Genomic DNA, 23,684 nt, shown 5'->3' on the forward strand with positions numbered 1-23,684 from the left:
CATGTCTCGATCGAACAGTCAACGGGGTGTCACATCCCACCGGACCCCTCCTCCCACCGGGATGCCGTTCGGGCATCCCGGTGGGAGCGGGTCAGCCCCTGCGCAGCATCGCCAGGAACATGGCGTCGGTGCCGTGGCGGTGCGGCCAGAGCTGCACCGTCGGGCCGTCCCCCAGTCCGGGCATGCCGGCCGGCAACAACGGCCGGGCGTCGACGAAGTCGACCGGGAAGCCGCAGCGCCGGGCCGCCTCGGTCACCGTGACGTGCGTCTCCACCACGTGCGGCGAACAGGTCACGTACGCGACCAGGCCGCCCGGCCGGACCGCGCGCAGCGCGGCGGTCAGCAACTCGCGCTGCAACCGGGTCAACTGCGGCAGGTCCGCCGGTTGACGTCGCCACCTCGCCTCCGGACGGCGGCGCAACGCGCCCAACCCGGTGCACGGCGCGTCGACGAGCACCCGGTCGAAGTGCCCCTCGGGCAGCTTCGGGTCACCACCCACATCCCGCCCGTCCAGGTGCAGCACGGTCACCGGCAGCCCTCGGGTGGCCTGCTCCACCAGTCGCGCCCGGTGCTCGGCCACCTCGACGGCGGTCAGCCGCGCCCCACGGGTCGCGGCCAGCGCGCCGAGCAGCCCGGACTTGCCGCCCGGACCGGCGCACAGATCCAGCCACCGCTCGTCCGGGCCGTCCAGCGGCGCGCCCGCCAACGCGTCCGCCACCAGCTGCGAACCCTCGTCCTGCACGTGCGCGCGGCCGTCGGCCACCGCCGACAGGTCACCCGGCGCGCCGCCGGGCAGGTAGACCGCGTACGGGGAGAACGCGCCGGGCGCGCCACCCACCTCGTCGGCCACCGCCACCGCGTCGGCCAGCCCGGGCCGGGCGCACAGGTGCACCGGCGGGCGCTCGTTGTCCTCCATCAGCAGCCGGGCCGTCTCGCCCAGGTCGCCGCCGAGGGCCTCGGCGAAGGCCCGGACGATCCACTGCGGATGGCTGTACGCCAGCGCCAGATGCCCGATCGGGTCGGTCTGCTCCGCCGGGGCGAGCTTCGCCACCCAGGCGTCGGCGTCCCGGGTGGTGATCTCCCGCAGCACCGCGTTGGCGAAACCGGTGGCGCCGGGGGCGACCGACCGGACCAGGTCCACGGTGGACGAGACCGCCGCGTGCGCGGGCACCCGGGTGTGCAGGATCTGGTACGCCCCGATCCGCAGCGCGTCGCGCACCGGCGGGTCGATGCGCTGCACGTCCCGCCCGGCGGCGTCGGTGACGATCGCGTCGAGCGTGCCGGTGTGCCGCAACGTGCCGTAGGTCAGCTCGGTGGCGAAGGCGGCGTCCCGGCCGTGCAGCCCGGCCTCGCGCAGCATCGCCGGCAGCACCAGGTTCGCGTACGCGTCGTCGCGGTGCACGGCCGCGACCGCCTCGTACGCCACCTGTCGGGGCAGGTCCACCGCCGGCCGGGCCGGTCGACGCCCACCCCGCCGGTCGCCGCCGAACCGGTCGCCGCGATCCCGACCGCCCCCGAACCGGTCGCCGCGCGGGCGGTCGTCGCCGCGCGGGCGGTCGCCGGAGGCGCGCTCGGGCGCATGTCCCCGGGGTCGCTCGCCCTCGACGGGGCGGTCCGGGCCGGTCACGCGAACACCTCACCGGCGGTGACCCGGACGCCGCGCGCCCAGTCGCCGGCGGGCATCGCCCTCTTGCCGGCGGCGCGCACCTCGCCCAACCGGACCGCGGTGGTGGCGGTACCGACCAGCACGCCGGACTTCTCCACCAGCAGCTCGCCCGGCTTCAGCTCCGGGCCGTCGGGCAGCGGGGTGACCGGGCCGAGCTTGACCCGGTCGTCGCGGAAGGTGCTCCACGGGCCGGGCGCGGGCGTACAGGCGCGGATGCGCCGGTCCACCGCGAACGCCGGGTCCTGCCAGCGCACGCGGGCGTCCTCGACGGTGAGCTTCGGGGCCAGCGAGACGCCGTCGGCCGGTTGCGGCACCGCCCGGGCGGTCCCGGCGCCGATCGCGTCGAGCACGGCGACCAGCAGACCGGCGCCGGAATGCGCGAGACGCTCCAGCAGGTCGCCGGAGGTGTCGGCGGGGCGGATCTCGTCGGTGACGGTGCCGAAGACCGGGCCGGTGTCCAGCCCTTCCTCCAACGCGAAGACACTGGCCCCGGTGAGCGCGTCGCCGTGCAGCACCGCGTGCTGCACCGGCGCCGCGCCCCGCCACGCGGGCAGCAGCGAGAAGTGCAGGTTGATCCAGCCGTGCCGGGGGATCGCCAACGCCACCGACGGCACCAGCGCGCCGTAGGCGACCACCGGCACGCAGTCCGGCGCCAACTCCCGCAGCCGGTCGAGGAACTCCGGCTCGCGCGGCCGGGCCGGGGTGAGCACCGGCACGCCGTGCGCGTCCGCCCACGCGCCGACCGGCGAGCGGGCCAACCCGCGGCCCCGGCCGGCCGGGGCGTCGGGACGGGTGACCACGGCCAGCAGCTCGTGCCCGGAGGCGGCGATCGCGTCCAGGGCCGGTACGGCGACGGCCGGCGTGCCGGCGAAGACCAGGCGCATCCGGGTCACCGCCCCAGACCGAACGGATTGCCGGCGACGTGCGGGCTGAGCTTCACCGTGGGCGGGGCGGCCTGGTCGTACCACTCGGCCTGGCGGATCGCCTTCATGGCCTCCTTGCGGGCCGCCGGGTCGAGCCGGTCGACGAACAGCACCCCGTCGAGGTGGTCGGTCTCGTGCTGCACACAGCGGGACATCAGCCCGGTGCCGACGATCTGCACCGGGTCGCCGTAGCCGTTGAAGCCCTTGGCGATCACGTTCTGCCGGCGCTTGGTGTCGAAGTAGAGCCCGGGGATGGACAGGCAGCCCTCCGGGCCGTCCTGCTCCTCGGGATCGGGAAACTCCAGCACCGGGTTGACCAGGTGGCCGAGGACGTCGTCGACGTCGAAGGTGAACACCCGCAGGCCCACCCCGAGCTGCGGCGCGGCGAGGCCGGCGCCGTTCTGCTCACGCATCGTGTCGGTCAGGTCGGCGATCAGCCTGCGCAGCTCGACGTCGAAGTCGACGACCGGATCGGCCGGCGTGCGCAGCACCGGGTCGCCGAACAGACGGATGGGCTGGACGGTCACGCGGCGTGGCTCCTTGTCTGGGACGGGCGATGCCCGACCAGTCTACGGAGTCGGTCCCACCGCCCCGGGTCCCGCACCGGGAACGGTGACCGTCGCCGCCTGCCGGTCCACACGCACCGGCAGCGTGGCGTGGCCACGCAGGGTCAACCGGACCCGCCGCTGCGGCGTGCCGGCCACCGCCAGCTCGGGCAGCCGGCGCAGCAGCAGCGGGAACGCCACCTGCGCCTCCAGCCGGGCCAGCGCCGCGCCCAGGCAGTAGTGCGGGCCGGCCCCGAAGGACAGCGGGTGGATCTGCGGGCGCCACGGGTCGAAGCCCGCCGGCTCGGGATAGCGGCGGGGATCCCGGTTGGCCGCGCCGAGCAGCACCAGGACCCAGCTCCGCGCCGGCAGGTCCACCCCGCCGTGCCGTGACGGCGCGGTGCTCATCCGGGAGGTGAGCTGCACCGGCGAGTCGTAGCGCAGCAGCTCGTCGACGTACCCGGGGGCGGACTCCGGGTGCTCCCGCAGCGCCGTCGCCGCGTCCGGATGCGCCAGCAGCGCCACCAGGCCGTTGCCGAGCAGGTTCGTCGTGGTCTCGAAGCCGGCCACCAGCAGCACGATCAGGTTGGCCAGCAGCTCGTCGCCGGAGAGCCGCTCGCCGCCGTCGTGCGCCTGGACCAGCGCGCTGGTCAGGTCGTCGGCGGGCGCGCGACGCCGGGCCCCGACCAGCTCGGTGAAGTACGCCTGCAGCTCCGCCGCGCCCCGGTCGGCCGCCGCCAACTCGTCAGCGGTGATCTCGGGCTCCAGCAAGCCGGTCAGGTCGGTGGCCCAACGGCGGAACAGCGACCGGTCCGCCCCCGGCACGCCGAGCAGCTCGCAGATCACCCCGACCGGCAACGGGTACGCGAACGAGGTCATGAAGTCCACCGGCTGCCCGGCGGAGAGCATCGCGTCGATCAGCTCGTCGGCCTGCGCGCGCACCACGTCGCGCATGGCGGCGACCCGGCGCGGCGTGAACGCCCCGGCGGCCAGCCGGCGCATCCGGCTGTGGTCCGGCGGGTTGGTGCGCAGCATCGACCGGGAGATCGACATCGTCGCCGGACTCTCCCGCCAACCGGGCATGAACTCGTCGCGCAGCGCGTCGTCGAGCACGCCGAACCGGGCGTCGCGCAGGATCGCGTCGGCCTCGGCGTGCCCGGTGACCAGGTAGAACAGCGGCCCGGCCTGGACGATCGGGCCGTGCTCACGCAGCCGCTCGTACGTCGGGTAGGGGTCGACCCTGCCCTCGGGGGACATCAGCAGCGCGAGCGCGTCGGCGGGATCCACGGGCGGCCTCCCCAGGCGTCGGAGACTCCCATCATGCGCCGGTGCGCCGCATCCGGCGGTCCCCCGCCCCCGCGCGTCGCGTCCGGTCAGGCGCCGGCGTTCGGCTCCCCGGCGAGCACCGGACCACCGCCGAGCAGCGCGTGCTCCGGCAGCGGCAGCGCGATGCCGTTCGCGTCCTCCCAGTCGTGGATCAGCCCGGGGCGGACCTGGGCGGCGAAGAAGTCGACCGCGCTCACGCCGCCGACCACCGGCTCGTCCACCTCGGCGACCAACCGGCCGGCGACCATCGGCAGCCCGGCCCGCACCGCGGCGCTGAGCCGCCGGTGCCCGTCGACGACGAAGAAGTACTCACCGGTGTAGCCGATGCTCAGCGGCTCCGGGGCCTCGTCGCCACCCTCGGCCCGGTCGGTGTCCCAGAGCCCGCGCAGCGTCGCCACGTCCTCGGTCGGGTAGACCCGCCTCGGGTCGAGCAGCAGCAGCGGCTGGCCGGCGCGCAGCACGTCCGCGCCGAGGCGGCCCTCGTAGACGTCGACGACGTGCTGGATGACCTGCTCCGGGTTGGCCCGGGTGGTGTCGCAGACCAGGTCGTAGTTGCGCAGGCGGGCCTTGTCGACGCCGTACCGGACGATGAAGCGGCCCCGCTCGCTCTCGCTGCGCTCGCGCAGCTTGGCCCGCGCCTCCTCCAGCGAGGTGTAGCTCTCCGCCGGGCCGGACGGGCGGGCGAGCACCCGCCGGGCGGCCTCGGTCGGCTCGGTGATCATGTGCACCTTGAGGGCGTCGGTGAAGAAGTGCCAGGCCAGGCGGGAGTCCATGACGAGCGACTCGCCGGAGGCGGCGATGTCCCGCTGGAGCTGGTCGACGTAGCCGTCGACGGCCTGGTCCAGCTCGGCGTGCAGGTTGAGCTGCAGCGCGGTCATCTGCCGCTCCTGGGCCATCTGGCGGTAGAGGTCACCGACGCTGACCCGGCGCAGGCCCAGTCGCTTGGCGATCTCCACGGAAACGGTGCTCTTGCCGCTGCCGAGGTCACCGTTGAAGACGATCGACTGACGAACGGTCACGACTGGTCCACCCCTGCTCACCGGCTGACTGACGAGGAATCCGTGTCGGCCCGACGTGCTCTGGCGCCCGCCGCGCCGTGTTCCGCACGGTCATACCGCACGGCTGGGCATGACGGGCGATGCTATCACGCGAGCGCCACCCGATTACCGGACCAGGTGTGCGACAAAGCCCAGGTCACGACCGTATGCGAGGGCCCGGATGCGGGCGGTCACCGGCCGGTCGTCACCGGTCAGAAGAGGGTGAGCGGGTCGACCTGCAGGCGGACCGGATCGGCGGCCTTGCGGGCGCTGCGCCGTCCGGCGGCGGCGTGCAGCGCGTCCGCCAGGGCGGCGGCGCGCGCCCGGGGAACCCGCACCAGCATCCGTTCCCGACCCTCCTCGGCCGGCACCGGGCCGAGCACCTCGGCCTCGTCCGGCAGCGGGGCGCCGGCCAGAAGGTCGGCCACCGCCTCGGCCGGGCCGGTGACGCTCGCCATCCGCACGGCCGGTGGAAAGCCCAACTCCCGGCGCTCGGCCAGCTCCCGGGCGGCGAACCAGGCCGCGTCCCAGCGCAGCAGCGCCTGGACCGGGGCGAGCGCGCCGTCGGCGACCACCACCACCCGGCCGCCGGACGCGCCGGGACGGGCCAGCGCGGCGGCGGCGGTCCACCGCCGAAACGCCTCCTCGCCGGCCCGCAGGTCCGCGCGGGTCAGCAGCGCCCACGAGTCGAGCAGCAGCACCGCGCCGTAGCCGCCCTCGGCGACCGGCTCGGCGCCTGGGGTGGCGATCACCAGCCCTGCCCCGCCGGGCACGCCGGCCAGCACCTCCTCCCGGCCTGAGGTGCGTACCGGCACGCCGGGGAACGCCCGGCCCAGCTCCTCGGCGGTGCGCCGGGCACCGGTGACCGAGGCGCGCAGCCGCCGCCCGCCGCACTCCGGGCAGGCGTACGCGGCGGCCACCCGTCCGCACCAGCGGCAGGCCGGGATGCCCTGCGCGGCCGGCAGCGCGAGCGGCCCGGCGCAGTGCGGACAGCGGGCCGGGAGCCGGCACTCGGCGCACGCGATCGAGGGCACGTAGCCGCGGCGGGGCACCTGCACCAGCACCGGCAGGTCGGCGCGCAGCGCGTCCCGGGCGGTGCTCCACGCCAGGCTGGGCAGCCGCGCCGACGCCGCGCCGGGGTCACGGGCCAGTTGCGGGTCGTCGCCGGTGGGCGCCATGGCCGGGGTACGCGCGCGCACCACGGCCCGGTCGGCCACCACCTCCCGGGCCCAGCCGGTCTCCACCAGCAGTTGGGCCTCGGCGGTACGGGCGTACCCGCCGACCAGGGCGGCGGTCCCGCCGAGCTGGGCCCGGGTGAGCAGCACGTCCCGGGCGTGCGGGTAGGGCGCGCGGGGCTCGGCGTGCAGGTCGTCCCCGTCGTCCCAGACCGCCACCAGGCCGAGCCGGCGCACCGGGGCGAACATCGCCGCCCGGGTGCCGATCACCACGTCGACCTCACCCCGGTGGGCGGTCAGGAACGCCCGGTAGCGGCGGGCCGGACCGTCGGCGGCGGTGAGGCGGACGTGCCGGCCGGGGCCGAGCACCGTGTTCAGCGCGGCATCGAGGCGGTCCAGGTCCCGGGCGTCGGCGACCACCACCACGGCACCCCGGCCACCGGCCACGGTGGCGGCGACCGCGTCGGCGTACCTGTCGGCCCAGTTCTCCCCCGGCAGCGCGGACCACACGGCGCGCGGCGCCCGGCCGGCGGCGAGCGCGCGCAGCAGCGCCGGTCCGGCCGGGTAGTCCCCCCAGCCACGGGGGTCCACCGCGTCCGGTGCGGGAGCGTCGGGGGCAGCCGGCGGTGCGGCGGCGCCGGACGTCGGGTCGCTGTTCGGTGCGGGCGTGTCGGCGGGCGGGGCGGCGACGGATGGCGCGTCGGTGGGCGGCGCGTCGGCGGCGGTGACGGCCTTCTCGGCGCGGGCGTGCCGGGGCGGCACCGCCAGGCGGAGCACGTCGGCCAGGCTGCCGGCGTACCGGTCGGCGACCGCGCGGGCCAACCGGGCCACGTCCGGGGAGAGCACCGGCACCGCGGACACGACCTTCTCCAGGTACGCCAGCTTCGGGTGGGCGGACTCGGCCACGCGCTCCAGCAGCCAGCCGTCGACGAGCTGGCCGGCGAAGCGGACCTTCACCCGCACCCCCGGGCGCGCGTCGGCGTCCAGCGCCTCCGGGACCAGGTAGTCGAACGGGCGGTCGAGGTGCGGCAGCGGCACGTCCACGCAGACGCGCGCGACCGGCGACCCGGGTGCGGGTCGCCGGTCGCGGCGCGTAACGGTGCTCAGGCTCCCGCGGCCGACTTGAGGTCGGCGGCCCGGTCGGTGCCCTCCCAGGTCAACTCCGGCAGCTCCCGGCCGAAGTGGCCGTACGCGGCGGTCTGCTGGTAGATCGGGCGCAGCAGGTGCAGGTCCCGGATGATGGCGGCCGGACGCAGGTCGAAGACCTCGGTGACCGCCTTCTCGATCGCGGCGACCGGCACGGTCTCGGTGCCGAACGTCTCGATGAACAGGCTCACCGGGTGCGCCTTGCCGATCGCGTAGGCGACCTGCGCCTCGCACCGCTCGGCCAGCCCGGCGGCGACCACGTTCTTGGCGACCCAGCGCATCGCGTACGCGGCGGACCGGTCGACCTTCGACGGGTCCTTGCCGGAGAACGCGCCCCCGCCGTGGCGGGCGTACCCGCCGTAGGTGTCCACGATGATCTTCCGGCCGGTCAGGCCGGCGTCGCCCATCGGCCCGCCGATCTCGAACCGGCCGGTCGGGTTCACCAGCAGCCGGTAGCCCTCGGTGTCCAGGCCGAGGCCCTCCAGCTCGGGCGCGATGACGTGGTCGCGGATGTCCGGGGTGAGCAGCGACTCCAGCGAAATGTCCGCGGCGTGCTGGCTGGACACCACCACGGTGTCCAGGCGCACCGGGCGCAGCCCCTCGTAGGCGATGGTGACCTGGGTCTTGCCGTCCGGCCGCAGGTAGGGGACCGTGCCGTCCTTGCGGACCGCCGCGAGCCGGCGCGACAACCGGTGCGCCAACGCGATCGGCAGCGGCATCAGCTCGGGCGTCTCGGAGCAGGCGAAGCCGAACATCATTCCCTGGTCGCCCGCGCCCTGCGCGTCCAGTGCGCTCTCCGAGCCCCCGGTCCGCAGCTCGAAGGCGTTGTCCACGCCCTGGGCGATGTCCGGCGACTGGGCGCCGATGGAGACGCTGACGCCGCAGGACGCTCCGTCGAAGCCCTTCTTCGAGGAGTCGTAGCCGATGCCGAGGATGGTCTCCCGCACGATGGTCGGGATGTCGGCGTACGCCTTGGTGGTGACCTCACCGGCGACGTGCACCTGGCCGGTGGTGATCAACGTCTCGACCGCGACTCGGCTGTGCGGGTCCTGCGCGAGCAGCGCGTCGAGAATGCCGTCACTGATCTGGTCGGCGATCTTGTCCGGGTGGCCCTCCGTGACCGATTCGGACGTGAAGAGACGTGTCACGGCACTCCTAAGCATGTGATGACTTTGAAAGGTCGCTCGGCGGCATTTTAACGATGCTCCTCCGACCGCGAAGGGTCGAACGCGAGCGGCGGTCGTCAGGAGGGCGACGGCAGCCGGGCGACGACGAGGTCCCAGACGGCATCGGCCAGGGCCTCCTTGGCTTGTTCGGGCAGGTGGTGCACGGCGCCGTCGGCGCCGATCACGGTGGCCGCGTTGGTGTCGGCCCCGAAGACCTTGTCGACGCCGACCTCGTTGACGACGATCAGGTCGGCGCCCTTGCGGGCCAGTTTGGCCCGGCCGTTGGCCTCCGCGTCGTGGGTCTCGGCGGCGAAGATCACCAGAACCTGGCCGGGCCGGCGGCGGCGCCCCAGCTCGGCGGCGATGTCCGGGTTGGTGACCAGTTCGATGGTCGGCGCGCTGCCGTCCTCCGACTTCTTGATCTTACCGCTCGCGTAGTGCGCGGGCCGGAAGTCGGCCGGGGCGGCGGCCATCACCACGGCGTCCGCGTCGGCTGACGCGGCCAGGGTGGCCACCCGCAACTCCTCGGTGGTCCCCACCCGGACCAGGTCCACCCCGGCCGGGTCGGCGAGCGACACGTTCGCCGCGACGAGCGTCACCCGGGCACCCCGGGCCACGGCGGCCCGGGCGAACGCGTACCCCTGTTTGCCGGAGGACCGGTTGCCCAGGAAGCGGACCGGGTCCAGCGGTTCCCGGGTGCCACCGGCGGTGACCACCACATGCCGGTCGGCCAGGTCGGCCCCGGCGTCGGCGCCGCGGGCCAGCGTCCGGCGGGCCACCGCGAAGATCTCGGCCGGGTCGGGCATCCGGCCCTTGCCGGTGTCCCGCCCGGTCAGCCGGCCGACCGCCGGCTCGATCACCCGGACGCCCCGGGAACGCAGCGTGGCCACGTTGGCCGCGGTGGCCGGGTGCTCCCACATCTCGGTGTGCATGGCCGGGGCCAGCAGCACCGGGCACCGGGCGGTCAGGAGGGTGTTGGTGAGCAGGTCGTCGGCGAGGCCGTGGGCGGCCTTGGCGAGCAGGTCGGCGGTGGCCGGGGCGACCACGACCAGGTCGGCGTGCTGCCCGAGCCGCACGTGCGGCACCTCGTGCACGTCGGACCAGACATCGTCGGCGACCGGCTGGCCAGACAGGGCCGCCCAGGTCGGCGCCCCGACGAAGCGCAGCGCCGAGGCGGTCGGCACCACCCGGACCCGATGACCCGACTCGGTGAAGAGGCGGAGCAGCTCACATGCCTTGTAGGCGGCGATCCCGCCGCCGACCCCGAGGACGATCTCGGCGGGCATCGGCACGGGCGCGGTTACGGCTGGTCGGTCGGCTCGGCGGTGAGCAGGCCCGCGTTGATCTCGCGCATGGCGATCGAGAGCGGCTTCTCCTGCGGGGTGGTCTCCACCAGCGGGCCGACGTACTCCAGCAGGCCCTCACCGAGCTGGCTGTAGTAGGCGTTGACCTGACGGGCACGCTTGGCGGCGAAGATGACGAGCGCGTACTTCGAGGTGGTCTTTTCGAGCAGCTCGTCGATCGGCGGGTTGGTGATGCCCTCGGGATTGGTGGCGATGGATCCCACGAATTTAACCTCTGCGTCTCGTGCGCCGCCCCTGGAGGCGGTGGCCGGCTGAACCGAGCAAGCCTACCAGTTCGTCGGCGGCCCGATCGGTCCGGTCGTGCGTCACGGCGTGGACGAAGACGCCCGCCAGGTGCGGGCCGGGCCGGTACGCCGGCGGGGCGAGCAGCACCAACCGGGCCCGCGGCTCCGCCGCGCCGACCGCCACCGCGCCGGTCAGGTCCAGCGGCAGCAGCACCGGCCGGCCCTCGGCGAGACCGGACCGCACGGCGGCGCGGGGCACCCCCCGGCGGTACGACCCGATCCGGCACCACTCCAGCATCTCGCCCGTGGCGATCAGGCGGTCGAAGCCGGCCGGGTCGAGGAAGAGGCGGTCCACGCCGTCCCGCTCGCCCGGACGCGGCGTCCGGGTGGTGGCGACCACCGGCACCCGGACGGACGCAAGGCGCGCCCGGACCGCCTCGACCACACTGTCCCGGCCGGACCCGGACGGGCCGGACAGGACAGTGAGCCGAGCCGCCGAGCGCGCCTCGTCATCCGTGCTCACCGCTTGTTTCTACACGGCGGGCCGTTCAGTTGGCGGCGAACTCTCCGAGCAGAGCCTTGCGCTGCTGCTCGCCGAGGCCACGCAGGCGACGGCTGTCAGCGATCTTGAGCTTCTCCATGATCTGGGTCGCCCGGATCTTGCCGATGCCCGGCATCGCCTGGAGCACTGCCGAAACCTTCAGCTTGCCCACGACGTCGTCGGACTCGGCCCGCTCGAGGACGGTGGCGAGGGTGGTCTTGCCCTGCTTGAGCTGCTCCTTCAGCTCAGCGCGGGCCTTGCGGATCTCCGCGGCCTTCTCCAGCGCGGCAGCGCGCTGTTCGGGGGTCAGTGACGGGAGCGGCACCAGTTCTCCTCAGGTCCCTAGTACGGCGGGCGGAGCGCCCCACCGCATCTGTGAAACGTGGTGTCGCTGGCAACCAAAGGGGTCCGTGGTTCCCAGCGCGGGGAAAACTAGCGTTCAACGGAGATTTCGGCAACGTGGGCGCGCCATGATCAACGCAAAGTGACCGAGCAGTCAGTCAGTCGGCGGGGTTCAGGGCGGCCCGGCACTCGGCCAGTACCCGGTCGGCCGCGGCCCGCAGCGCGGCCGGATCCGGGCCCGCGCCGAGCACCTCCCGGGAGTACGACGGCAGCACCCACGGCAGGGCCGAGCCGAAGACGGTACGTAGCCCGGCGGGCGTGCCACCCTGGGCGCCAAGCCCCGGTGCGAGTAACGGACCGTTCACCGAACCGAGGTCGTGACCCGTCTCCCCGATGGTCGCGCCGACCACCAAACCGAAGCTGCCGAGCGGCTCGGCACCCTGGTTGAGCTGCGAAATCTCCTCGATGACGGCCTGCGCCACGGTGCGCCCGTCGGCACCGACCGCGCGCTGCACCGCGGCACCCTCCGGATTGGACGTGAGGGCCAGCACGAACACCCCGCCTCCGTGCGCGGCGGCGACCGAGAACATCGGCGCCAGCGAACCTACTCCCAGGTAGGGGCTCGCGGTGACCGCATCGACATACATCGGGCTGGATGGATCGAGGTACGCCGAGGCGTACGCGGCCACCGTCGAGCCGATGTCGCCGCGCTTGACGTCGAGCAGAACGAGCGCCCCGGCATCCCGTAACTGTCGGATAGTTGACTCAAGTACCCCGACCCCGCGCGAGCCGAAGCGCTCGAAGAAAGCCGACTGCGGCTTCACCACGGCCACCCGGTCCCCGATCGCCTCCACCACGGTGCGGCTGAACCGCTCCAGCCCTTCGACGTCGTCGGACAGTCCCCAGTCGGCCAGCAACCCCGGATGCGGGTCGATCCCCACACACAGCGGCCCTCGTCGCGCCACGGCCCGGTGCAGGCGGACGCCGAACGTCTCCATCGTGTCTCTCCCCCTCCGACGGCACCGGGGCCGCCTGGCGTGTCCGGCGGCGGACCTCCCGCCGCACCGGCTCGTACCGCCGGCTCAGCCGGCCCTGACCGCCGCGGCCACCCCGGCCGCGATCCGCGCCACGTCCGCGGCGTCGCAGACGTACGGCGGCATGGTGTAGACGAGGTCCCGGAACGGACGCAACCACACCCCCTCGCCCACCGCCGCGGCGGTGGCCCGGGGCACGTCGACCTCGTGGTCGAGCTGCACCACCCCGATCGCGCCGAGCACCCGCACGTCGACCACCCCGGGCACACCGCGCAGCGGCTCCAGGCCGGCCCGCAGTCCCGCGCCGACGCCGGCCACCCGCCCGGCCCAGTCCCCGGCGCGCAGCAGGTCCACGGAGGCGTTGGCGACCGCACAGGCCAGCGGGTTGCCCATGAACGTCGGGCCGTGCGCCAGCACCCCGCCGGCGGAGATCCCCCGCGCCACCTCCGGGGTGCACAGCGCCGCGGCCAGCGTCAGGTAGCCACCGGTGAGCGCCTTGCCGACACAGAGCACATCCGGCGTCACCCCGGCGTGCTCGGCGGCGAACATCCGCCCGGTCCGGCCGAAGCCGGTGGCGATCTCGTCGAAGACCAGCAGGACGCCGTGCTCCCGGGTGACCTCGCGCAGCACCCGCAGATAGTGCGGATGGTGGAAACGCATCCCGCCGGCCCCCTGGACCACCGGCTCGACGATCACCGCGGCCAGCTCGTCGGCGTGCCGTCGCACCGCGTCCCGCAGCACCGCCTCGTACGCCGGGTCGGGCGGCGTGTCGAAGCCGGCCGGCGGCACCGGCGCGAACACCTGCCGGGGCAGCACGTCGCCCCACAGGTGGTGCATGCCGCCCTCCGGGTCGCACACGCTCATCGGGTGGAACGTGTCGCCGTGGTAGCCGCCCCGCCAGGTGCCCAGCCGACGACGCCCCGGACGACCCCGGGCCCGCTGGTACTGCAGGCACATCTTGACCGCCACCTCGACGGCGACCGAGCCGGAATCGGCCAGGAAGACGTGGTCCAGGCCGTCCGGGGCCAGCTCCACGAGCGTGCCGGCCAGGCGCACCGCCGGCTCGTGGGTGAGCCCGCCGAACATCACGTGGCTCATCCGGCCGAGCTGGTCGGTGACCGCGGCGTCCAGCACCGGGTTCCGGTAGCCGTGGATCGCCGCCCACCACGACGACATGCCGTCGACCAGTTCCCGCCCGTCGGCCAGGCGCAGGCGTACGCCCTCGGCGCTGTCCACCACGTACGGCGCGCCGGCCGGCGGCAGCGCGGCGTACGGGTGCCACACGTGCCGGCGGTCCGCCGCCAGGATCTCCTCAGGCGTCACGGCTCCTCCTTCCCCTCCCCCGCGAAGGCGGGGTCATCGGGGGTGCGGGGCGGCGCGGGTGACGGCGCGGGCCAGCGCGGGACCCCGGTAGATGAAACCGGTGTAGAGCTGCACCAGGGACGCGCCGGCGTCGAACATCCGGGTCGCGTCGTCCGGGTCGAGGATGCCGCCGACGCCGATCACCGGCAGTCGCCCGCCGGTCTCCCGGTGCACGAACGCGACCATCTCCCGGGCCCGGCCGGTCAACGGCCGACCGGACAGTCCGCCGGCCTCGGCGCCCCGTTCCCGGTCGGCCGGGGCCAGACCGTCGCGCGACAGCGTGGTGTTGGTGGCGATGACGCCCGCCGCGCCCCGCTCCAGGCAGACCTCCAGCAGCTCGGCCACCGCCGCCTCGGTCAGGTCAGGGGCGATCTTCACCAGCACCGGCTTCTCCCCCACCAGCGCGGCGAGCAGCGCGTCCAGGTGCGAGCGGTCCTGCAACGAGCGCAGACCCGGGGTGTTCGGCGAGGACACGTTGACCGCGAAGTAGTCACCGTGCCCCCTGAGCGCCCGGTAGGAGGTGAGGTAGTCCTCGACCGCCTCGTCCAGCGGGGTCACCTTGGACTTCCCGAGGGAGATGCCCAGCGGCACGCCGAGCGGGCGCGGCAGCGCCGCCAGCCGGTCGGCCAGGGCCTGCGCGCCGGCGTTGTTGAAGCCCATCCGGTTGATCACGGCCGCGCTGTCGCGCAGCCGGAACAGCCGGGGCCGGGGGTTGCCCGGCTGGGCGTGCGCGGTCACGGTGCCGACCTCGACGAAGCCGAAGCCCAGCGCCGGCCACGCCGGCAACGCGACGCCGTTCTTGTCCATCCCGGCCGCCAACCCGACCGGGTTGGGGAACCGGACCCCGAACACGTCGCGCGGCGCCGACCGAAAGTACGCCCGGCGCAGCGCCCCGAGAAGCGCCGGCCGCCGCGACGCCCTCGCCAACCGTTCCAACGTCCACTCGTGCGCCCCCTCCGCATCCCCGCCGCGCAGCGAGAACAACCGGGGCCGCACCACCCGCTCGAAGATCACGTCCCGGCCCGCCGCCCGGAGTCGATCTCCCCGACTGCCGCCACCCTCGTGATCGGCGCGTCGCGGCGCGGGGTCACTCGTTCGCCCGCAGCGCGGCGTGCAGATCCTGGAGCGGACGGACCTGCAGGTCGCCGTTGATCCGCGCCTCGATGCCCATCACCGCGGCGGCGGCACCGGGGACGGTGGTGACGCACGGGATGTCCGCGCTCACCGCCGCGCTGCGGATCTCGTAGCCGTCCGAGCGGGCGCTCGCGCCCGAACCCTGCGGCGTGTTCACCACAAGCGCCACGTCGCCGCCGAGGATCAGCGACACCGCGTCCGCACCCGCGCCGGACTCGTAGTGCTTGCGGATCTGCTCGCAGGCGATCCCGTGCCGGCGCAGCACCTCGGCCGTGCCGGTGGTGGCGACGATCTCGAAGCCCAGGTCCGCCAGGCGCTTGATCGGGAAGATCATGCCGCGCTTGTCGCGGTTCGCCACCGAGACGAAGATCTTCCCGGACGTGGGCAGCGAGCCGTAAGCGGCCGCCTGCGACTTGGCGAACGCCTGCCCGAACCCGGTGTCGATGCCCATCACCTCACCTGTGGAGCGCATCTCCGGGCCGAGCAACACGTCGACGCCCTTGCCGGCCGGTGTGCGGAACCGCTTGAACGGCAGCACCGCCTCCTTGACCGCGATCGGCGCGTCCGCCGGCATGGCGCCGCCGTCGCCGGTGGGCGGCAGCATCCCCTCCGCGCGCAACTGCGCGATGGTGGCGCCCAGGGCGATCCGGGCCGCCGCCTTGGCCAGCGGCACCGCGGTGGCCTTCGACACGAACGGGACCGTCCGCGAGGCACGCGGGTTGGCCTCCAGCACGTACAGTGTGTCGCCCTGCAGGGCGTACTGGACGTTGAGCAGCCCGCGCACCCCGACGCCGCGGGCGATCTCCTCGGTGTAGTGGCGCACCTGCGCCAGGTGCGACCCGGCCAGGGTGATCGGCGGCAGCGTGCACGACGAGTCCCCGGAGTGGATGCCGGCCTCCTCGATGTGCTCCATCACGCCGCCCAGGTAGACGGCACCGTCGGCGTCGACGAGCGCGTCCACGTCGATCTCGATGGCGTCGTCCAGGAACCGGTCGACGAGCACCGGGCGGTCGGGCGAGATGGCGGTGGCCCGGCCGATGTAGTCACGCAGCGTGACATCGTCGTAGACGATCTCCATGCCCCGGCCACCCAGCACGTACGACGGGCGGACCAGCACCGGATACCCGATCTCGTCGGCGATCGCCTTCGCCTCGTCGTACGAGGTGGCCATGCCGTGCGCGGGGGCCCGCAGCCCCGCCCGGGCCAGCACCGCACCGAACGCCCCGCGCTCCTCGGCCAGGTGGATCGACTCCGGGGAGGTGCCCACGATCGGCACCCCGGCGTCCTTGAGCCGCTGGGCCAGGCCGAGCGGCGTCTGCCCGCCGAGCTGCACGATCACCCCGACCACGCCCGGGCCCCCGGCCGCCTTCCCGGAGGAGTCCTCGGCGTGCCACACCTCCAGCACGTCCTCGAACGTCAGCGGCTCGAAGTACAACCGGTCGGCGGTGTCGTAGTCGGTGGAGACGGTCTCCGGGTTGCAGTTGACCATGACCGTCTCGTAACCCACGCCGTCGGCACCGGCATCGGTGCCGAGCGGCGCGCAGCGCAGCGCCTGCACCGCGTGCACGCACGAGTAGTCGAACTCGATGCCCTGCCCGATCCGGTTCGGCCCGGAGCCCAGGATGAGCACCTTCGGCCGGGCCGAGGGCGCCACCTCGGTCTCCGAGTCGTACGTCGAGTAGTGGTACGGCGTGGTCGCCTCGAACTCCGCCGCGCAGGTGTCCACCGTCTTGTACACCGGCCGGACCCCGAGGCGGTGCCGCAGCGTGCGTACCCCGTCCTCGGCGGCCAGCTCGGGGCGCAACGCGGCGAGCTGGCGGTCGGACAGACCGGCCCGCTTGGCCACCCGCAGCAGAGCCGCGTCGAGCACCGGGGCGTCGACGATCTCGGCGCGCAACTCCACCAGCGAGGCGATCTGGTCCAGGAACCACGGGTCGATGCCGCCGGACGCCTCGGACACCTCGGCGATCGACGCGCCGAGGCGCAACGCCCGCTCGACCGTGTAGAGCCGCCCGTCGTGCGGCATCCGCAACGCGGCCAGGGTGTTCTCCCGGGTCGCGCCCTGCGGGTCGGGGACCGTCCAGAAACCGGACGAGGTGGTCTCCATCGAGCGCATCGCCTTGTTCAGCGCCTCGGTGAAGTTGCGACCCAGGCTCATCGCCTCGCCCACCGACTTCATGGTGGTGGTCAGCTCCGGGTCGGCGCCGGGGAACTTCTCGAACGCGAACCGGGGGATCTTCACCACCACGTAGTCGAGCGTCGGCTCGAACGCGGCAGGCGTCTTGCGGGTGATGTCGTTGGGGATCTCGTCGAGCGTGTAGCCGATGGCGAGCTTCGCGGCGATCTTCGCGATCGGGAAGCCGGTGGCCTTCGACGCCAACGCCGAGGAACGCGACACCCGGGGGTTCATCTCGATCACGACGATCCGGCCGTCGGCCGGGTTGACCGCGAACTGGATGTTGCAGCCGCCGGTGTCCACCCCGACCTCGCGCAGCACCGCGATGCCCAGGTCGCGCAGTCGCTGGTACTCCCGGTCGGTGAGCGTCATGGCCGGCGCCACCGTGACGCTGTCCCCGGTGTGCACGCCCATCGGGTCGACGTTCTCGATCGAGCAGACCACCACCACGTTGTCGTGGCGGTCGCGCATCAGTTCGAGCTCGTACTCCTTCCAGCCGAGCACGCTCTCCTCGATCAGGACCTCGTGCACCGGGCTGGCGGCCAGACCGGCACCGGCGATGCGGGTCAGGTCCTCGTCGCTGTGCGCCATGCCGGAACCGAGGCCGCCCATCGTGAACGACGGCCTGATGACCACCGGCAGGCCCAGCTCGGTGACGGTGTCCCGGACCTCGTCCATCGAGTGGCAGACCCGCGAGCGGGGCACCAGCGCCGCCGGGTCGGCCACCCCCAGCCGTACGCCGGCCTTCGCCACGATCTCCTTGAACAGCTGCCGGTCCTCACCCCGGTTGATCGCCTCGATGTTCGCGCCGATCAGCTCGACGCCGTACTTCTCCAGCACGCCCGCCTCGTGCAGGGCGACCGCGGTGTTCAACGCGGTCTGCCCGCCGAGCGTGGGCAGCAGCGCGTCCGGGCGCTCCTTGGCGATGACCAGCTCGACGAACTCCGGGGTGATCGGCTCGACGTACGTGGCGTCGGCGAACTCCGGATCCGTCATGATCGTCGCCGGGTTGGAGTTGACCAGGCTGACCCGGAGGCCCTCGCTGCGCAGCACCCGGCAGGCCTGGGTGCCGGAGTAGTCGAACTCGCAGGCTTGTCCGATAACGATCGGCCCTGAGCCGATCACCAGCACGTGCCTGAGGTCGGTCCGCTTAGGCATCCTTGCGCCCCTCGATCAATTCGGCGAAGCGGTCGAAGAGGTAGTCCGCATCGTGCGGACCGGCCGCCGCCTCCGGGTGGTACTGGACGGTGAAAGCGGGCACGTCCACGGCCCGCAGCCCCTCGACCACGTTGTCGTTGAGGCACACGTGCGAGACCCGGACCCCGCCGAACTCGGTGTCGATCACCTGGTCGGGCACGACCGCCCCGTCCCCCGCACCCGGCACCTGCACCGCGAAACCGTGGTTGTGGCTGGTCACCTCGACCTTGCCGGTGACCCGGTCGAGCACCGGCTGGTTGATGCCGCGGTGGCCGTACCCCAGCTTGTAGGTGCCGAAGCCCAACGCCCGGCCGAGGATCTGGCTGCCGAAACAGATGCCGAACAGCGGAATCCGCCGGGTCAGCACCTCCCGGGCCAACGCCACCGGCCCCTCGGCGGTCGCCGGGTCACCCGGGCCCGGCGAGAAGAAGACCGCGTCCGCACCGGTGGCGAGCAGATCCTCGATGGTCGAACCGGCGGGCAGCACATGGGTGGTGACCCCGCGCGCGGCGAGCCGGCGCGGCACGTTGCGCTTGATGCCCAGATCCAGGGCGGCCACCGTGAACCGGTGCTCACCCTGCGCCGGCACCACGTACGGCTTGTCGGTGGTCACCTCGGCGGACAGGTCCGCGCCGACCATCTGCGGCGACCGGCGGACCCGCTCCAGCAGGGCCGCCGGATCGTCCTCGACGCTGGAGATGCCGACCCGCATCGCGCCGCGCTCCCGCAGGTGCCGGGTCAGCGCCCGGGTGTCCACCCCGCTGATGCCGACCACCCCCTCGGCGGCGAGCCGGTCCTCCAACCCGCCGGTGGCGCGCCAGTTCGAGCTGATCCGGGCCGGGTCGCGCACCACGTACCCGGCCACCCAGATCCGACCGGACTCGTCGTCCTCGCCGTTGACCCCGGTGTTGCCGATGTGCGGCGCGGTCTGCACCACCACCTGCCGGTGGTAGGAGGGGTCGGTGAGGGCCTCCTGGTAGCCGGTCATGCCGGTGTTGAAGACCGCCTCACCGAACGTCTCACCGACGCTGCCGTACGCCTCGCCGTGGAAGGTGCGCCCGTCCTCCAGGACGAGAATCGCCGAACGCCTGCGAATCATGCTGCGACCCCTCCGATCCGGACTGCGGGACTCCGCTCCGCTGCGTTCCTCGCTCGGATCACCATGACCCCTCCGATCCGGACTGCGGGACTCCGCTCCGCTGCGTTCCTCGCTCGGATCACTTGACAGCCTTTCCGTCCAGAACCGTCGGCTCGCCGCGCAGGAAGGTCGCCACGATGCGACCCGGCAGCGTCATGCGGGCGTACGGGGTGTTGCGACTGCGACTGGCCAGTTCCGCCGGTTCGATCACGCGACGGGCGGCCGGGTCGACCAGGGTCAGGTTGGCCGGCACGCCGGGCGCCGGGTCGAGGCCGTGCCCGTCCAGGCCGGCGATCCGGGCCGGTGTGCGGGACATCCGCTCGGCGATCAGGTCCCACCGGGGGCCGAACACGTCGAGGGCGATGGACAGCGCGGTCTCCAGGCCGAGCATGCCCGGGCGGGCGTACGCCCACTCGCACTCCTTGTCCTCCACGGCGTGCGGCGCGTGGTCGGTGGCGATGACGTCGATCACGCCGTCGGCCAGCGCCTCCCGCAGGGCGGCGATGTCGGCGGCGGTACGCAGCGGCGGGTTGACCTTGAAAACCGGGTCGTACGTCTGCGCCCGCTCGTCGGTCAGCAGCAGGTGGTGCGGCGTCACCTCGGCGGTCACCCGCACACCACGCGCCTTGGCCTGCCGCAGCACCTCCACGCTGCCGGCGGTGGAGACGTGGCAGACGTGCAGGCGGCTGCCCACGTGCTCGGCCAGCAGCACGTCCCGGGCGATGATCGCCTCCTCGGCGACCGCCGGCCAGCCGGTCAGACCGAGCCGGGTGGACACCTCGCCCTCGTGCATCTGCGCGCCCTCGGTCAGCCGGGGCTCCTCGGCGTGCTGGGCGATCACCCCGTCGAACGCCTTGACGTACTCCAGCGCCCGGCGCATCAGCCTCGGGTCCGCCACGCAGTGCCCGTCGTCGGAGAAGATCTGCACCCCGGCCGCTGAGTCGGCCATCGCGCCCAACTCGGCCAGCCGCTCGCCGGCCAGCCCGACCGTGACCGCGCCGATCGGTTGCACGTCGACCAGGCCGGCCTCACGGCCGAGCCGCCAGACCTGCTCGACCACCCCGGCGGTGTCCGCGACCGGCGAGGTGTTCGCCATCGCGCACACCGCCGTGTAGCCGCCGAGCGCCGCCGCCCGGGACCCGGACTCGACCGTCTCGGCGTCCTCCCGGCCGGGTTCCCGCAGGTGGGTGTGCAGGTCGACCAGGCCGGGCAGTGCCACCAGGCCGGTGGCGTCGAGCACCGTGGCACCGGCCGCGGCCAGCCCGGCGCCGACCTCGACCACCACGCCGTCGCGGATGAGCAGGTCGGTCGGCTCGCCACCGACCACGCTGACGTTCGAGATGAGGTACGTGGTCACCGGTTGTTCCCTCCGAGCAGCAGGTAGAGCACGGCCATCCGCACGGAGACCCCGTTGGCGACCTGTTCGACGATGGTGGAGCGGGACGAGTCGGCCACCTCGGGCGTGATCTCCATGCCCCGGTTCATCGGGCCGGGGTGCATGACGATCGCGTGCTCGGGCAGCCGGCGCATCCGCGGCCCGTCGAGCCCGTAGCGCCGGGCGTACTCCCGGGCCGACGGGAAGTAGGAGTCACCCATCCGTTCCCGCTGCACCCGCAGCATCATCACCACGTCCACACCGGGAAGAACGGTGTCCAGGTCGTAGGAGACGTCGGTGTCCGGGGCGAGGGCGGCGGAGATGTTCACCGGGATGAGCGTGGGCGGGCCGACCAGGGTGACCTTGGCACCGAGGGTGGACAGGAGCAGCACGTTGGAGCGGGCCACCCGGGAGTGCAGCACGTCGCCGACGATCGCCACGTGCAGGCCGTCGAGCCGGCCCAGCCGGGAGCGCATCGTGTACGCGTCGAGCAGCGCCTGGGTGGGATGCTCGTGGGTGCCGTCACCGGCGTTGACCACCGAACCGTCCACCCAGTCGGCCAGCCGGTGCGGCGCGCCGGAGGCCGGGTGTCGGACCACCACCGCGTCGGCCCCCATGGCCTGGAGGGTGAGCGCGGTGTCCTTCAGGCTCTCCCCCTTGGCCACGCTCGACCCCTTGGCCGAGAAGTTGATCACGTCGGCGCTGAGTCGCTTGGCGGCCGCCTCGAACGAGATCCGGGTCCGGGTGGAGTCCTCGTAGAACAGGTTCACCACGGTACGACCGCGCAACGCGGGCAGCTTCTTGACCTCACGGCCGGCCACCGTGGCCATCTCGGCGGCGGTGTCCAGGACCAGGGTGGCGGTGGCGGCGTCCAGGTCCGCCCCGGAGAGCAGGTGCCGGATCACAGAGCTGACCTTTCGTTCGCGACTGCGGGGCTCCGCTCCGCTGCACTCCTCGCGCTCACAGGGCACTGCCTCCGTACAGTCGCACCTCGTCGGTGCCGTCGGTCTCGGCGAGGGTGACCTTGACGTTCTCGGCCAGCGCGGTGGGGATGTTCTTGCCCACGTAGTCGGCGCGAATCGGGAGCTGGCGGTGACCGCGGTCGACCAGGACGGCGAGCTGCACCGACGCCGGGCGACCGACGTCGCTGAGCGCGTCCAGCGCGGCCCGAGCGGTGCGGCCGGAGAAGAGCACGTCGTCGACGAGGATCACCCGCTTGCCGTCGATCCCGCCGGTCGGCAGGTCGGTCGGGCCCACCGCGCGGGTCGCGTGCCGGCGCAGGTCGTCGCGGTAGAGCGTGATGTCCAGCACGCCGACCGGGACGGTCACGTCCTCGAACGTGCTGATCCGGGCCGCGAGGCGGCGGGCCAGCGGCACGCCCCGGGTGGGGATGCCGAGCAGGACGGTGTCGGCGGCGCCCTGGGTCTTCTCCAGGATCTGGTGGGCGATCCGGTCGACCACCCGCGAGACGTCGGCGGCGGCGAGGATCACCTTCACCGAGGGTTGTCGCGGCGGCGATGACGAGGCAGCCGGTGGGTAGGCCACGGCGGACCTCCTTCCCCGCCTCACGGGACGGGTCGTTAAAGGACGTCTGGTCTGCGCACCAGCGGGCCACGTGTGGTCCGACCGGGGCTTCACGCCACGTTACCAGCGGTTACCCGGCCGGTCGTCGCCGGCCCTGACCTGCCGGTCAGCCCGGAGAAATGGGGACAAGCCGTACCGGCCTCCGGAGCGGGCGGAGCGCAACACTTGACCACGTGTCGCAATCCCCGTACCGTCACGCTCCGTAGCGATAGCTGGGAGAACCCCGAGCAGCACTGGGAGTGTCCGAATGCCCTCTGAATACGCCAAGTCGCTGGGCGCCCGCCTGCGCTCCATCCGCCAGCAGCAGGGCCTGTCCCTGCAGGGGGTGGAGGAGAAGTCGAACGGGCGGTGGAAGGCCGTGGTGGTCGGCTCCTACGAGCGCGGCGACCGCGCCGTCACGGTGTCCCGCCTGGCGGAGCTGGCCGACTTCTACCGCGTTCCCGTCTCCGAACTGCTGCCCGACGGCAGCGGGGTGCGGCACGAGCCCACCAGCAAGATCGTGCTGGACCTGGAGCGGCTCTACGACGAGGCCTCCGAGGACCTCGCGTACGTCGCCCGCTACGCCCGGGCCATCCAGCAGCAGCGCGGTGACTACAACGGCCGGGTGCTGTCCATCCGCGCCGACGACCTGCGCGCCCTGGCGATCGTGTACGACGCCTCGCCGTCCGGCCTGATCGAGCGGCTCACCGAGCACGGTGTGCTGGTCGCCGACCCGCGGGCGTTCTTCGCGTCCTGACCGCTACGACGAAGGGCCCGCGCCGGTCGGCGCGGGCCCTTCGTCGTGCGGGGTGTCGGCGGCTCAACGCGCGGCGTACTCGGCGATCCGGCCGAGGATGCCGTTGAGGAAGCGGGGCGAGTCGTCGGTGGACATCTGCCGGGCCAGCTCCACGGCCTCGCTGATCGCCACCGCGTCGTCGATCTCGTCGACGTAGAGCAGCTCGTACACGGCGATCCGGGCCAGGTTGCGGTCGACCGCCGGCATCCGGTCCAGCGTCCACCCCTCGGCGTAGCTGGCGATCGTCTCGTCGATCCGGTCAAGGTGCGCCGCCACGCCCTCGACCAGCCCGACCGCGTAGCCGAGGTGGTCGGGTCGCGGCTGCTCGATCCGCTTCAGATAGCCGGCGAGCACCTCGACCGGGGGGCGGTCCCGCAGGTCGGCCTCGAAGAGCACGTCCAGCGCCCGCTTACGCGCCTTGCGACGCGCCGGCATCTGCTGTTTGGGGCCCTCG

At 73.5% G+C, this 23,684-nt stretch carries 21 protein-coding genes; 1 reads left to right on the forward strand and 20 read right to left on the reverse strand.

Features of this window, described 5'->3' with window-relative positions; all coding sequences use genetic code 11:
* Nucleotides 1-91: 91 nt before the first annotated feature.
* From ACLQ2X_RS06755 to pyrR, 19 genes are all read right to left on the reverse strand, one after another.
* Nucleotides 92-1,627 carry an RsmB/NOP family class I SAM-dependent RNA methyltransferase gene (locus ACLQ2X_RS06755; RefSeq protein ID WP_425680089.1) on the reverse strand — a complete coding sequence of 512 codons (1,536 nt, stop codon included), beginning with the start codon at nucleotides 1,625-1,627 and terminating at the stop codon, nucleotides 92-94.
* Entirely contained in the window at nucleotides 1,624-2,550 is a 927-nt protein-coding gene (gene fmt, locus ACLQ2X_RS06760; protein ID WP_425680090.1) for a methionyl-tRNA formyltransferase, read from the reverse strand. Before fmt ends, ACLQ2X_RS06755 begins: the two co-directional genes overlap by 4 nt.
* Nucleotides 2,551-2,555: 5 nt before the next feature.
* Nucleotides 2,556-3,116 carry a peptide deformylase gene (def, locus tag ACLQ2X_RS06765; RefSeq protein WP_425680091.1) on the reverse strand — a complete coding sequence of 187 codons (561 nt, stop codon included), beginning with the start codon at nucleotides 3,114-3,116 and terminating at the stop codon, nucleotides 2,556-2,558.
* Nucleotides 3,117-3,158: 42 nt separating this feature from the next.
* Nucleotides 3,159-4,421: a cytochrome P450 gene (locus ACLQ2X_RS06770; RefSeq protein ID WP_425680092.1), complete on the reverse strand. Its 1,263-nt coding sequence runs from the start codon at nucleotides 4,419-4,421 to the stop codon at nucleotides 3,159-3,161.
* 86 nt (nucleotides 4,422-4,507) lie between these two features.
* Complete coding sequence (locus ACLQ2X_RS06775; RefSeq protein ID WP_425680093.1) at nucleotides 4,508-5,479, reverse strand: AAA family ATPase; 972 nt, start codon at nucleotides 5,477-5,479, stop codon at nucleotides 4,508-4,510.
* A 230-nt stretch (nucleotides 5,480-5,709) separates the two neighbouring features.
* Entirely contained in the window at nucleotides 5,710-7,716 is a 2,007-nt protein-coding gene (locus tag ACLQ2X_RS06780; RefSeq protein ID WP_425680094.1) for a primosomal protein N', read from the reverse strand.
* A 59-nt stretch (nucleotides 7,717-7,775) separates the two neighbouring features.
* A complete protein-coding gene (gene metK, locus ACLQ2X_RS06785; protein WP_425680095.1) occupies nucleotides 7,776-8,966 on the reverse strand; it encodes a methionine adenosyltransferase in 1,191 nt (396 codons plus the stop codon).
* Nucleotides 8,967-9,061: 95 nt separating this feature from the next.
* Nucleotides 9,062-10,270, reverse strand: a complete 1,209-nt coding sequence (gene coaBC / locus ACLQ2X_RS06790; protein ID WP_425680096.1) for a bifunctional phosphopantothenoylcysteine decarboxylase/phosphopantothenate--cysteine ligase CoaBC — start codon at nucleotides 10,268-10,270, stop codon at nucleotides 9,062-9,064.
* Nucleotides 10,271-10,284: 14 nt separating this feature from the next.
* A complete protein-coding gene (gene rpoZ, locus ACLQ2X_RS06795) occupies nucleotides 10,285-10,551 on the reverse strand; it encodes a DNA-directed RNA polymerase subunit omega (protein ID WP_013285517.1) in 267 nt (88 codons plus the stop codon).
* Between the two features lie 4 nt (nucleotides 10,552-10,555).
* A complete protein-coding gene (locus ACLQ2X_RS06800) occupies nucleotides 10,556-11,095 on the reverse strand; it encodes a guanylate kinase (RefSeq protein WP_425680097.1) in 540 nt (179 codons plus the stop codon).
* A gap of 25 nt (nucleotides 11,096-11,120) precedes the next feature.
* Complete coding sequence (gene mihF / locus ACLQ2X_RS06805; RefSeq protein WP_013285515.1) at nucleotides 11,121-11,438, reverse strand: integration host factor, actinobacterial type; 318 nt, start codon at nucleotides 11,436-11,438, stop codon at nucleotides 11,121-11,123.
* Nucleotides 11,439-11,613: 175 nt separating this feature from the next.
* Nucleotides 11,614-12,453, reverse strand: coding sequence for an orotidine-5'-phosphate decarboxylase (pyrF, locus tag ACLQ2X_RS06810; protein ID WP_425680098.1), 840 nt, complete (start codon nucleotides 12,451-12,453; stop codon nucleotides 11,614-11,616).
* An 84-nt stretch (nucleotides 12,454-12,537) separates the two neighbouring features.
* Nucleotides 12,538-13,812, reverse strand: a complete 1,275-nt coding sequence (locus ACLQ2X_RS06815; RefSeq protein WP_425680099.1) for an adenosylmethionine--8-amino-7-oxononanoate transaminase — start codon at nucleotides 13,810-13,812, stop codon at nucleotides 12,538-12,540.
* A gap of 33 nt (nucleotides 13,813-13,845) precedes the next feature.
* Entirely contained in the window at nucleotides 13,846-14,865 is a 1,020-nt protein-coding gene (locus ACLQ2X_RS06820) for a quinone-dependent dihydroorotate dehydrogenase (protein WP_425680100.1), read from the reverse strand.
* A gap of 73 nt (nucleotides 14,866-14,938) precedes the next feature.
* Nucleotides 14,939-18,319, reverse strand: coding sequence for a carbamoyl-phosphate synthase large subunit (gene carB / locus ACLQ2X_RS06825; RefSeq protein WP_425680101.1), 3,381 nt, complete (start codon nucleotides 18,317-18,319; stop codon nucleotides 14,939-14,941).
* Nucleotides 18,312-19,454, reverse strand: coding sequence for a glutamine-hydrolyzing carbamoyl-phosphate synthase small subunit (carA, locus tag ACLQ2X_RS06830; protein ID WP_425680391.1), 1,143 nt, complete (start codon nucleotides 19,452-19,454; stop codon nucleotides 18,312-18,314). The genes carB and carA overlap by 8 nt, the downstream gene beginning before the upstream one ends.
* 121 nt (nucleotides 19,455-19,575) lie before the next feature.
* On the reverse strand, nucleotides 19,576-20,853 hold the full coding sequence (locus tag ACLQ2X_RS06835; RefSeq protein WP_425680102.1) for a dihydroorotase: 1,278 nt from the start codon (nucleotides 20,851-20,853) through the stop codon (nucleotides 19,576-19,578).
* A complete protein-coding gene (locus ACLQ2X_RS06840) occupies nucleotides 20,850-21,776 on the reverse strand; it encodes an aspartate carbamoyltransferase catalytic subunit (RefSeq protein ID WP_425680103.1) in 927 nt (308 codons plus the stop codon). Before ACLQ2X_RS06840 ends, ACLQ2X_RS06835 begins: the two co-directional genes overlap by 4 nt.
* A gap of 55 nt (nucleotides 21,777-21,831) precedes the next feature.
* On the reverse strand, nucleotides 21,832-22,416 hold the full coding sequence (pyrR, locus tag ACLQ2X_RS06845) for a bifunctional pyr operon transcriptional regulator/uracil phosphoribosyltransferase PyrR (RefSeq protein WP_425680104.1): 585 nt from the start codon (nucleotides 22,414-22,416) through the stop codon (nucleotides 21,832-21,834).
* A gap of 286 nt (nucleotides 22,417-22,702) precedes the next feature.
* On the opposite strand from pyrR, the gene ACLQ2X_RS06850 reads away from it, so the two are divergent.
* Nucleotides 22,703-23,191 (forward strand): transcriptional regulator BldD, encoded by a 489-nt coding sequence (locus ACLQ2X_RS06850; RefSeq protein WP_013285505.1) that lies wholly within the window; start codon nucleotides 22,703-22,705, stop codon nucleotides 23,189-23,191.
* A gap of 63 nt (nucleotides 23,192-23,254) precedes the next feature.
* Here ACLQ2X_RS06850 and nusB read toward each other — a convergent pair whose 3' ends face one another.
* The gene (gene nusB / locus ACLQ2X_RS06855; RefSeq protein WP_425680392.1) at nucleotides 23,255-23,665 is read right to left on the reverse strand and encodes a transcription antitermination factor NusB; all 411 of its coding nucleotides are present in this window, start codon (nucleotides 23,663-23,665) and stop codon (nucleotides 23,255-23,257) included.
* Nucleotides 23,666-23,684: the final 19 nt, after the last annotated feature.

It is taken from the genome of Micromonospora sp. DT31, assembly GCF_049841795.1.
Taxonomy (GTDB): domain Bacteria; phylum Actinomycetota; class Actinomycetes; order Mycobacteriales; family Micromonosporaceae; genus Micromonospora.